This is a genomic window from Blautia sp. HCP3S3_C4 (genome assembly GCF_052064095.1).
In the GTDB taxonomy this organism is placed as follows: Bacteria; Bacillota; Clostridia; order Lachnospirales; family Lachnospiraceae; genus Blautia_A.
The window spans coordinates 14,890-26,048 of record NZ_JBQHWF010000015.1 but is presented as its reverse complement, the minus strand read 5'-3'; the positions used below and the strand labels follow the sequence as shown (position 1 = coordinate 26,048).

Genomic DNA, 11,159 nt, shown 5'->3' with positions numbered 1-11,159 from the left:
ACATTTTTATTATACAGGAATGAGGCGGTAATCGCAAACACAATCCATAATACAAAATGATATTCTTTTTTTCTGGATGTTTCTGTGATATACTTATACGCGGTCGTATCAGACCGGAAAGGAAATATTATGTTACAAAAATTATATGTTTTTTTCAGGAAAGAAACCGTTTTGTCAATTGCAGTGATCCTGGCGCTTCTTTCTATGTTCTGGGTCAGACCGGATAAGGCTTATTTTACTTATATCGATTTCAGGACTCTCGGGCTCCTCTTCTGTTTGATGGCAATTGTAGCTGGTTTGAAGGCTGTTGGTGTTTTTGATATACTTGCCCAAAAATTGCTGATGGGAACATCGGGAACTGTGGGTGTGATCAGGCTGTTGGTACTCTTATGTTTCTTCCTGTCAATGGTGATCACCAATGATGTGGCATTGATTACTTTTGTTCCTCTTGCACTGATCATTGTGCATAAACTGCCAAAGGAACTGGGCAATTACTGGCTTCTTAAAATAGTAGCCATGCAGACAATCGCTGCTAATCTCGGAAGCATGCTCACACCAATCGGAAATCCGCAGAACCTTTATCTATATGCCAGAGCAGGGATGTCCGCGGCAGAATTAATAACCCTGATGCTTCCCTATTCCGCCACAGCACTTATCCTTCTTCTGATATGGATACAGGTAGCCGCTGCCAAAGCACCTCACGTATGCGGTTCCGAAAAAAATAAAACTCTTTTGGGATTCTCTGACAGAAAAGAACTTAACATGGAATACCTGGCCGCTTACCTGATCTTATTTACAATCTGCCTGCTCACTGTTGCACGTATCATTCCATACCAGATTCCTCTTGTATTGGTTCTTATATATATGCTGCTAAGAAACAGGGAAAATATAAGCAGGGTGGATTACTCCCTGCTTGCCACCTTTATCGCATTATTTATTTTTATCGGCAACCTTGGAAGGATTCCGCAATTCAGCAGTTTTCTGGAAAGAATCATGGCAGGAAGGGAAACACTTACTGCTGTTCTTGCCAGTCAGATTATGAGCAATGTTCCCGCTGCGCTTCTTTTATCCGATTTTACAGATAATTACCGGGCTTTAATTGTCGGAACCAATATTGGAGGTCTCGGCACTCTGATTGCATCCATGGCAAGCCTGATAAGTTTCAAATATATTGCAAAAGAAAACAGGAATCTGAGAGGGAAGTATTTTGGAATATTCACAGCCTCCAATATTATATTCATGATATTCATGTTAATATTGTATTTTTTTCTTAGATAAAGGTTTTCCCGGAATTACAAAAGCTATAGCAATTCTTTCTTCGCAAAAAATTCTCCGCGGCACTCTCCCATCCTGGAAGAAAAGCCGCGGAGAAATAAATAAATTTTCGGTGCCAATACAAAGATCATTAATCTTTACACCACTTTACAACTTTCTAATTGTCTTATAAATATAGTTTTTTCAACCTTCCTATTTTAGTTTTCTATATTCTTCATCACTTACCGGTTCAAGCCATTCATTGGAACTATTTTCGCCCGGAACTTCTATTGCCAGATGTGAAAACCATTCATCCGGTGCTGCGCCATGCCAGTGTTTCACTTCTGCCGGAATATTGATGCAGTCGCCTGGCTTCATTTCTACAGCTTCTTTACCTTCTACCTGATAATATCCTCTTCCGGCAACGCATACCAGAATCTGTCCGCCTCCACTTTTTGCATGATGGATATGCCAGTTATTTCTGCATCCTGGTTCGAATGTCACATTGAAAATTCCAACCTGAAAAGTAGAAATCGGTGCAAGAAAACTCCTGCCCGAAAAATACTGTGCAAAGCCATCGTTTGGTGCACCAATTGGAAATACCATCTCTTTTGCATGCGCCCGCATCGCTTCCTCTTCGTATGGCAAATCTCCTTCGCCTGTTTCCCACACTTCCTTTGCAAGATTGAAAACAGCCCATGCTTTTGGCCAACCTGCATAGAATGCGGCATGCGTGATCACTGCAGCAATCTCTTTTTGTGTCACACCATGATTTTTTGCATTTTGAAGATGATATCTTAAAGAAGAATCCGTAATTCCGGAAGCCATCAGAGCAACCACTGTAATAATGCTTCTTGTTTTTACGTCGATGTCCTGATTATTCCAGTTTTCGCCGAAAAGTACATCATCGTTAAAATGTGCAAATTCCGGTGCGAATTCACCAAGTGTATTTCTCCCTGCTGTCTGTACTATTTTTCCCATATTCTGTATACCTCCATAACGCTGTTATTTATAAAGAGTTTATCCATTCAGTGATTTCCTGTTTCGTTCCACAATTTAACAGTCTGCCTTCTGTAATATCTGCGTCTGATGCAGATGACTGCAATTCTTTCACAGTATTCCCAAATCCACTTCCTCCGGATGTTGCAAAAAGCACAATCTTTTTACCACTGAAATCGTAAGCTTCTAAAAATGTATTGATGATTGTCGGAGCCACATACCACCAGATTGGGAATCCCAGAAGGATCTCGTCATAAGAACTCATATCCATCTCTTTTTTCATAATCGCCGGTCTATATTTTTTATCACTCATTTCCACACTGCTTCTGGATTTTTTATTCATCCAGTCAAGATCAGGCTTTGTATATGGAACTTTCGGCTCAATCTCAAACAAATCCGCTTTTACTTCCTCTGCGATCATCTGTGCTACTTTTTTTGTTGTTCCGCTTGCACTGAAAAATGCTACTAATTTTTTACTCATAATAAAAAGCCCCTTTCTATACGTATTTTCGCAAAAAATAGATGTATAAGATTTACATTCATCTTACACATCTATTTTAAGCTCTATCGCTTCATTATGTCTAATGCTTATATTGAATTTTGTTTTATGCCTGAAAAGCATTAATCTCCTCGATCATTTTACGGACTGCCAAAGAATATGGGATATTCCGTCGCCAGGCAATCACCGTACTGGTCGTGATTTCAGGAGAAATTCTTCGCTGTACAAGAATATCCTCTCGCCAATACTTTGCAGCACCCTCAATTGAAATTGGATACCCCAGTCCATTTGCTGCCATAACTCCGGCATTCGTTCCAAGATTACTCGTAAAAGCAATCTGTAATTTTGAAAAGTCTTTCCCAAACCAGTTGGCAAGTTCACTTTGAACGTTCATTCTTTCCGGCAGGATCAAGGGCTTTCCAATAAGATCTTCTTTTTTTATAAACTCTTTTTCTGCCAGCGGATCATCCGGCCGCATTCCGACACACCAGTGATCGCAATCTGTGATCCGGATATAATCCAGCCCTTCGGTGTCCACCGGCTCCATGAATAATGCAATATCTACAAGTCCTTTGTTCATCATCTCATACACTGCATCTGCTGTTGCAGTATGCAATACAATCTGAACCAGCGGATATTTTTCTTTATATGTTTTACATATCTTCGCCAATGTCTCCACTGCTGCAAATTCACCGCATCCAATGGTTATCGTGCTCTCTACAACCTCTTCTTTTCCTTTCAGTTCCTCAAGCGTCCTTTCCTCAAGATTAAGAATCTCCAAGGCACGCCTTTTTAATAAAATTCCTTCATCAGTGAGCGATATTTTCTTCCCGTTTCGAATAAATAATATTATTCCCAGGTCCTCTTCAAATGCCGCCATTTGTCTGGATAGCGTTGGCTGGGTAATATGCAATTGTTCTGCTGCTTTTGTAAAGCTCTGTTCTTTTGCTACTGTTAAAAAATAGCGTAATAATCTTAATTCCATATCTTTATATTCCTACAAATTTTTCTTGTAACCATTCTATCATATTGCATCCCAGACATCATCTATATTTACATGTAATATCTGCACAAAATACCGTGGGTTATTTTCGGGTTATTTTCTAACCGCCTATGCCCTCCGGACCGTGATTTTACTGGCTTTTTGGCGAAGCTTTCAAAGAGTGCCGTAGCAGACAAATATTACTGTTATCATTTTCTTTTTTTGTATTTTGTCTGAAGAGGCCATTTCTAATCTATCACTTTCAGTTCTTCTCCAAAGCGAATATGAAGACTCACAAAGCAAGATCGTTGCTCTATTTTTTCTATAATTCCTTCGCCAAATTTCGGATGATCGACGCTTTCCCCTTTTTCATATTTTATAATCACATTCTGCGTTCTTCTGTATTCCTGCTCTCTTCGGTGTTGATCCCATATGGTGACTGTTTCATTATGAATCGAATTCCAGGCTGCCACTGATACTGTTTAGGAATAGACATATTGGCACTTTTGCTCCCTGAAGATGAAATCTAATGTTTCTATTTCGTCTTTATATTTTTTAAGTTTTTTACAAATTCCACTGCATTTTGGATATCTTTATCATCCGGATGTCCTTTTGCAATACCTCCAAACAGTTTGAACGGCCCAAATGTATCGTATCCTTTGCATCCAAATTTACCATCTACACTGGCATGTTTTTTATCCAAAATCCGCTCTATGGATTTATAATTCCCACTTCCACCATAAGTACAGATCAAAAAGACCTTTTTGTCATCTGGTAAATTCTTTTCCGCAAATTTCAATATCGACTGATGAAACTTTGAAAAATAGATTCCTGATGCAAACCCGATCATATCATAACTGCTCAGATCTGCATCTGACTGTTTTACTGCATCAATCAAATCGACCTGACACTCTTCTGCTATGCTCTTTACTAATTTTTCTGTATTTCCATGATGCACAGATGCATATATGATTGCTTTTCTCATACCTATACCCTTTCTATCAGCTCAACAATAGAATTAATTATACCATCATTTGTCAGCTTGTAAATCTGTTTCATTGCAAGTAATCAATTCAAAATGATTTCTATTCGTTTTTATAAAACCTTCTTTTGTAACTTAAATATCTCTGTAAACATTGCTGCACGATCCATACAAAGATAATCTGCCAAAATCCTTCCTCCTGTTGGAAATCAAACATACAAGTTGTATTTATCATACTATAATTCCAGCAGAAACAAAAGTTAAATTCTATTGACGGAGGGTAAAAATGATAAGAAAGATTATCAGGATTAATAAAGACAAATGCAACGGCTGTGGTGGATTGGAGATGGCAGCAAAAAAAGCACTTCAAAGCAGTGGAAAGTTCATACCAGGGCAAGTTGTAACAATAAGTATTAATGGAAAAATATTAGAATTATCGAAGATATAGTATAATTAACATATCAAAAGATATGGATTCTGCTAACAGGTACGACAATAGTTTGTCTCTGGTCATTCGTTTCCCGGCATAAGTGATCTTATTATTCAGGATCCGTTGCAAAAAGCACCAGCCAACTGAATGACTGGTGCTTTTAACATCAATATACTTTATTTTGTATAAACTGTATTCCCTTTTGCAATTGCTTCAACAAGCTGAAGTTCCTTGTCAAGATTATCATTGATTGTAAGTACATCTTTTTTCCCCAGATGCTGTGGGGCATAGACATCAATATTCTGAATTAATTTCATCATAAATCACTCTCAATTATCAAATGTATGTTTTAGAATCCAGTTCCAACTGCAATAAGAATTGTAATAATTGCACCAATCATTAATACACCAAGGAATTTCCACATGAATTTAATCCAGTTAGACCACTCAATCTTTGCAATTGCAAGAGATCCGATCAGGCATCCTGATGTAGGAACAATCAGGTTTGTAAATGCATCACCAAGCTGGAATGCAACTACAGCTGTCTGACGTGAAACACCTAACAGGTCTGACAGTGGAGCCATGATTGGCATTGTGATCGCAGCCTGTCCGGTTCCGGATACAACGAAGAAGTTGAATACAGACTGGAACAGATACATAAGTACTGCTGCAACTGCTCCGGAAACTCCAGACAGTGCATTTGAAATATTATACATAATTGTATTAATAACCGTAGGTGTTGTCGGATCAGATCCACCAAGAACCTGCATGATGCCCTGTGCCATAGCAACAACAAGTGCAGCACCGATCAGGTCTTTTGCTCCATCTTTGAATGATGTTGCGATATCATTCAGTTTCATATCGTTCAGTTTAAAGATAACTCCAATCACACCGGAAACAATTCCCATAATGAAGAACTGAGTAGCAATCTCCGGCATGTAGTATCCTTGAGTCATAACTCCCCAAACTACCCATACTACTGTAGCAGCCAGTGTCATAAGAACTAAAATGTGTCCAAGACCAAACGAATGTCCTTCGTCAATTCCTGTTTTTTCATACTGCTCACGGAAATATGCATCAGTCTTATATGCGATTGAGATTGTCGGAGTCTTTTTGATCTTTGATGCATAGAACATAGTCATTCCACAGCCGAGTGCTGTAAATACTACCCACATTACCATACGGAATCCTGCTCCGGAGAATACGTCAATACCTGCAATACCCTGTGCAATACCTACAGAGAATGGATTCATCCATGATGAACCGAAACCAATCTGTGTTGCAACATAAGTAACAAGAACTGCAATAACTGAATCGTATCCAACTGCTACAAACAACGGACAAAGAATCATAGTAAACGGAAGTGCTTCTTCTCCCATTCCAAAAACTGCTCCACCAAGAGAAAACAGTACGAAAAGTATCGGAATCAGCAGTTTTTCTGCTCCCTTTGCCTTACGGATCAATCCGATCAATCCGGATTCAATCGCACCTGTACGGATCATGATACCGAATGCACCACCTACTACCATAAGGAATGCGATAATCTCGATTGCAGAACTGCTTACGATTCCGTTATACATATAGTTGAAGAATCCTGTTCCACCATCTCCACTAAAAAGTGCTACTCCCTCTGTCACTACATTTCCTGCATCGTCTGTCAGATACTGGAAACTTCCGTCTTTGATTACTGTACGGGTTTTCTCAACACCATTGATCATGTACGAAATATCCTGTGTTTCGTAAAATCCCTTTGGTACAAGGAAAGTCAGAAGTGCAGCGACAACAACTACTAAAAAAATAATAATGTAGGTGTCAGGCACTTGAAATCCCTTGTTAAAAGACTTTAACCCTTTTCCTTCTTTTTTGCTCATTTTCGAGTTTCCCTCCCATTTTTGATATACTATATCAGTGTACCATAGAATGCCTAAAATATAACTAAAAATTTACATATTTTATCAATTTTTGTCATTTCCCTGTATTTTTATACATCAAAAGATAGGCGTTTTATTCAATCAATCACATCATTCTGAAATCTTGACAAATGTTCATAAGGTAATATCAGTCTTCCCCTAAACAGTCCGCACCCATCATTGATCAGACTGTTATCTACTGCGGAAAACATATTTACATCCAGATCTGCCAGTTCCAGCTGCAAAAGACGCATGCCCCGTTCATAAGCTTCATCGAAATAAACACACTCGCCTTCTGGAATAGCATCACGTCTTGCACGCTCATCCTGTTGTTTCTTCTCATATCCCAGGTGATTCGCCGAACCAATTTCTGCATTATCATCCATTTTCTTGGTGCGCAGCTGCACTTCCATGAAAGAGCGGGAACTGTTGTCATAAACTGTGATATGCAAGGACTGATACCCTTCCCTGTTGGTTCCACAGATATAATCCCGATAATAGGGCTTCACATCTTCATTTAGAAGCGGCGATGTACTTTTCTTCACTCCATAAGCAGACTCCACAGTAAACCCTCTCTCTTCCAGAAATCCAGGCAGAACATTGGCAATCTCATAAAGATAGCGGATCGACGCCATTTCCTGATCTTCTCCTGGTTTCAGATGACACTTTGGCATACACAACACAATTCTGTATGCAATAAAATCCCGAAAACAGCTGAGTTTATTTTTCAGTTCCGGCACAGAAGGATAGGTTCCATGTTTTGTATAATAATCGTAAATATATTCCACAATGTAACCGTTAAATTTCTCCTCCGCCCGAATCAGCGACTTAATCCTTCCTTTAAATGTAAATGCAAGAAAGGGATACTCATGAGCCATATATTTATAAAATTCTCTGATTTTCTGAGATTGCGCTGTAAGGAAATCATTGTGCTCTAATAGCTCTGTAATCTGGATCAGGAAATTCACATGCATCAGATCAATCTCATTATGAGTGAGCTTCGCTTCTTTCCTCAGATCCCGGGTATATTTCTGTAAAATTTTTAAGACCGTATCTCCTGAATACAGGTAATCATTTAATGTAATCATAAGCTTTTCCTCTTTTGAAGTTTTCAATTTTCATAAACAATCCGCAATAATCCACGGACCACAGGTCAAGCGGATATTCGCAATTCGCTTTGCTACTTGCTCATAACCGAATAACTGCTTCGGTTAATTTCAATATAGTATAACACGTTATCCAAAATAAGTCCGCAAACTTTTTATTTATTACTATCTCCTATAAATTCTTGACTTTTCCACAGATTCTGGCAAAATAGAAAACATCACAACGTATCAACTGACAAATATTTCTGATTTTCGGAGGAATTATATGAATAATTATCAAATCACTGCGTGGTGTTCCGGTTTTATCCGAAACCAGGTACAGGATGGGGATCTTTGCATTGATGCAACCATGGGAAATGGCAATGATACCCTCCTCCTCTCCAGACTCTGCGGTAGTACCGGTAAAGTGCTTGCTTTTGACATTCAGGAACAGGCATTGAACGCAACCAGAGAACGTCTGGATACCGCCAATGCTCCAGACAATTACACCCTTCTCTTGGAATCTCACGCAAATATGGCTCAATATGCAGAACCTGGCAGTGTAAACTGTATTGTTTTTAACTTTGGTTATCTGCCGGGAGGAAACCATGCTCTGGCCACCAGAGGAGAAACCAGCGTACAGGCACTGTCACAAGCTTTAATCCTTCTAAAAAAAGGAGGTATGATATCTCTCTGCATCTACAGCGGTGGTGATTCCGGTTTTGAGGAGAGAGATCAGATTCTGGCATGGCTTAAGCAACTGGATTCTCATAAATATCTGGTTATAAAAAGCGAATATTATAACCGCCCCAATCATCCTCCTATTCCTGTGCTGGTCATAAAGTTATCCTGAGAACTTTCCTGATGTTTTTACATAGCTCTTGAAACCCTCTGCTATTCATGTTATATTTTTTTCATTCCATAGCAATCCTCGTAGATAATGCTTAAGATGTATTATTTACGAGGATTGCTATAATTCACAAAATGGAGGAACTATGAATCAACAAAACACCTCTGCTCCTGTAGCAGAAAATAAAATGGGTACAATGCCTGTAGGCAGGCTTGTACTGAACATGTCTCTGCCCATGATGATTTCCATGCTGGTACAGGCATTGTACAATATTGTAGACAGCGTATTCGTTGCCATGCTTTCTGAAAATGCCCTGACGGCCGTGTCCATGGCGTTTCCCCTGCAGACCCTTCTGATTGCTGTAGGTGCCGGTACCGGTGTAGGTATGAATGCTCTGCTTTCTAAATCCCTTGGGGAAAAGAATTTCAAAAAAGCCAACCAGGCCGCTGAAAATGCTGCTTTTCTGTATTTTCTGAGTTTTCTGGTATTCCTAGTCCTGGGATTTCTGGTAGTAAAACCATTTTACGCCAGCCAGGTCAGCCAGGCAGATTCGGAAATCATGCAATATGGAATTCAATATCTAAGCATAGTTATGATTTTTTCCCTTGGTATGTTTGGTCAGTTTTTCTACGAACGCGTTCTCGCTTCTACCGGAAAAACTATTTTCAGCATGATTTCTCAATTATGTGGTGCATTCACTAATATTATCCTGGATCCTATCCTGATCTTTGGTCTCCTGGGAGCACCCAAAATGGGAGTTGCAGGAGCAGCTGTTGCCACAGTGATCGGCCAATTTGTAGCCTGCATTGTTGCCGGGGTCTGCAACCATAAATTTAATCCTGAGGTTCGTCTTAATTTCAAAGGCTTCCGCCCGGATAAAATAATTATCGGTCATATTTATGCAGTAGGTATTCCTTCCATCATTATGCAATCCATCAGCTCCATTATGACTTATTCCATGAATCTGATCCTGGTACAGTTTACGGTTACTGCAACTGCAGTATTTGGTGTTTATTTTAAGCTGCAAAGCTTCTTCTTTATGCCTGTGTTTGGTCTTAATAACGGTATTACACCAATCATTGCCTATAATTACGGTGCCCGTCACAAAAAGCGTATGATCCAGACGATCAAGGTCAGCATGTTCATTGCATTCTGCTTTACCTTTGTTGGCTTTCTGGCGTATGAACTCATACCAGAGGCTCTCCTGGGAATGTTCAGTGCCTCTGGCGATATGCTTGCCATCGGTATTCCTGCACTTCGGATCATCGGTATCCATTATCTGATCGCATGGTTCTGCATCATTGCAGGAACTGTATTCCAGGCACTGGGAAAGGCTGTTTTCAGTATGATCGTATCTATTATGAGACAGCTCTTCGTTCTGGTTCCCGCTGCATACATCCTGGCATCCATCGGTGGACTCCACGCTGTCTGGTGGTCATTCCCCATTGCAGAAGTCATTTCACTGATCATATCTGTGCTCTTCCTGATAAGCATAAACAGAACTGTTATCCAGAAAATCCCAGAAGAATAATTAAAAAGACAGAAGGTAATCCGATCTGATACCTTCTGTCTTTTTAATTATCCTTCAAAGCTTTTATATAACCGGAAGCTTTCCAGCTCTATAACACTCCCTGTCTCTGCATTTCAGCAGACACTGTAATATATTCCTTACTATTCTCAATAATACTCAGTTTCTCTTCCCAGGTAAGATTTCGTTTAATCTTGGCAGGACTGCCCATTACAAGAGAACCATCCGGTATTACTGTATTTTTTGTCACAAGGCTTCCTGCTCCAACAATACAGTCCCTGCCAATTCTGGCGCCGTCAAGGACAACAGCTCCCATTCCGATCAATGTCCGATCTCCAATCACACATCCGTGAAGCACTGCATTATGTCCTACTGTCACATTATTTCCAATATGCACCGGCATATTATGATTTACATGGATGGTACAATTTTCCTGGATATTTGACTCTTCACCAATCACAACAGGGGCATCATCCCCACGTATCACCGCATAATGCAGAACACAACTGTCACGTCCAATCGTTACATCTCCGATCACTACCGACTGTTTTGCAATTCTGGCATCCTCTGATATTTTTACATTTTTATAATTCATCTTCTGAAAACTCACCTTTCTACGTTACTAAAGCAAATATTCATAA

General features: G+C 39.6%; 12 protein-coding genes. 4 read left to right on the top strand and 8 right to left on the bottom strand.

Annotated features, from left to right (window positions below):
• Positions 1–129: 129 nt before the first annotated feature.
• Complete coding sequence (locus tag ACTNC6_RS12955; RefSeq protein ID WP_441044289.1) at positions 130–1,278, top strand: SLC13 family permease; 1,149 nt, start codon at positions 130–132, stop codon at positions 1,276–1,278.
• Between the two features lie 189 nt (positions 1,279–1,467).
• Here the strand turns inward: ACTNC6_RS12955 and ACTNC6_RS12950 are convergent, their stop codons facing one another.
• The 4 genes from ACTNC6_RS12950 to ACTNC6_RS12935 all read right to left on the bottom strand — a co-directional run bounded on the left by ACTNC6_RS12950 (position 1,468) and on the right by ACTNC6_RS12935 (position 4,719).
• The gene (locus ACTNC6_RS12950) at positions 1,468–2,235 is read right to left on the bottom strand and encodes a carboxymuconolactone decarboxylase family protein (RefSeq protein ID WP_441044288.1); all 768 of its coding nucleotides are present in this window, start codon (positions 2,233–2,235) and stop codon (positions 1,468–1,470) included.
• Between the two features lie 28 nt (positions 2,236–2,263).
• Positions 2,264–2,734 carry a flavodoxin gene (locus ACTNC6_RS12945; protein ID WP_441044287.1) on the bottom strand — a complete coding sequence of 157 codons (471 nt, stop codon included), beginning with the start codon at positions 2,732–2,734 and terminating at the stop codon, positions 2,264–2,266.
• A gap of 124 nt (positions 2,735–2,858) precedes the next feature.
• Entirely contained in the window at positions 2,859–3,737 is an 879-nt protein-coding gene (locus ACTNC6_RS12940) for a LysR family transcriptional regulator (protein ID WP_173744190.1), read from the bottom strand.
• Positions 3,738–4,269: 532 nt separating this feature from the next.
• A complete protein-coding gene (locus tag ACTNC6_RS12935; RefSeq protein WP_441035353.1) occupies positions 4,270–4,719 on the bottom strand; it encodes a flavodoxin family protein in 450 nt (149 codons plus the stop codon).
• Between the two features lie 283 nt (positions 4,720–5,002).
• Between ACTNC6_RS12935 and ACTNC6_RS12930 the strand changes: the two genes are divergently transcribed.
• On the top strand, positions 5,003–5,164 hold the full coding sequence (locus tag ACTNC6_RS12930; RefSeq protein ID WP_441035405.1) for a hypothetical protein: 162 nt from the start codon (positions 5,003–5,005) through the stop codon (positions 5,162–5,164).
• A 158-nt stretch (positions 5,165–5,322) separates the two neighbouring features.
• On the opposite strand, the gene ACTNC6_RS12925 is transcribed toward ACTNC6_RS12930, so the two are convergent.
• The 3 genes from ACTNC6_RS12925 to ACTNC6_RS12915 form a co-directional block, all read right to left on the bottom strand.
• Positions 5,323–5,466: a hypothetical protein gene (locus ACTNC6_RS12925; RefSeq protein ID WP_441044286.1), complete on the bottom strand. Its 144-nt coding sequence runs from the start codon at positions 5,464–5,466 to the stop codon at positions 5,323–5,325.
• 29 nt (positions 5,467–5,495) lie between these two features.
• Positions 5,496–7,016 carry a putative basic amino acid antiporter YfcC gene (gene yfcC / locus ACTNC6_RS12920; protein WP_441044285.1) on the bottom strand — a complete coding sequence of 507 codons (1,521 nt, stop codon included), beginning with the start codon at positions 7,014–7,016 and terminating at the stop codon, positions 5,496–5,498.
• A gap of 137 nt (positions 7,017–7,153) precedes the next feature.
• Positions 7,154–8,143: a guanosine polyphosphate pyrophosphohydrolase gene (locus ACTNC6_RS12915; protein WP_441035356.1), complete on the bottom strand. Its 990-nt coding sequence runs from the start codon at positions 8,141–8,143 to the stop codon at positions 7,154–7,156.
• A 283-nt stretch (positions 8,144–8,426) separates the two neighbouring features.
• On the opposite strand from ACTNC6_RS12915, the gene ACTNC6_RS12910 reads away from it, so the two are divergent.
• Both ACTNC6_RS12910 and ACTNC6_RS12905 read left to right on the top strand, forming a co-directional pair.
• Positions 8,427–8,993 carry a class I SAM-dependent methyltransferase gene (locus ACTNC6_RS12910; protein WP_303243455.1) on the top strand — a complete coding sequence of 189 codons (567 nt, stop codon included), beginning with the start codon at positions 8,427–8,429 and terminating at the stop codon, positions 8,991–8,993.
• Between the two features lie 142 nt (positions 8,994–9,135).
• Positions 9,136–10,521, top strand: a complete 1,386-nt coding sequence (locus ACTNC6_RS12905) for an MATE family efflux transporter (RefSeq protein ID WP_441044284.1) — start codon at positions 9,136–9,138, stop codon at positions 10,519–10,521.
• 88 nt (positions 10,522–10,609) lie between these two features.
• Here the strand turns inward: ACTNC6_RS12905 and ACTNC6_RS12900 are convergent, their stop codons facing one another.
• Complete coding sequence (locus tag ACTNC6_RS12900) at positions 10,610–11,113, bottom strand: gamma carbonic anhydrase family protein (RefSeq protein ID WP_441035360.1); 504 nt, start codon at positions 11,111–11,113, stop codon at positions 10,610–10,612.
• Between the last annotated feature and the right edge of the window lie 46 nt (positions 11,114–11,159).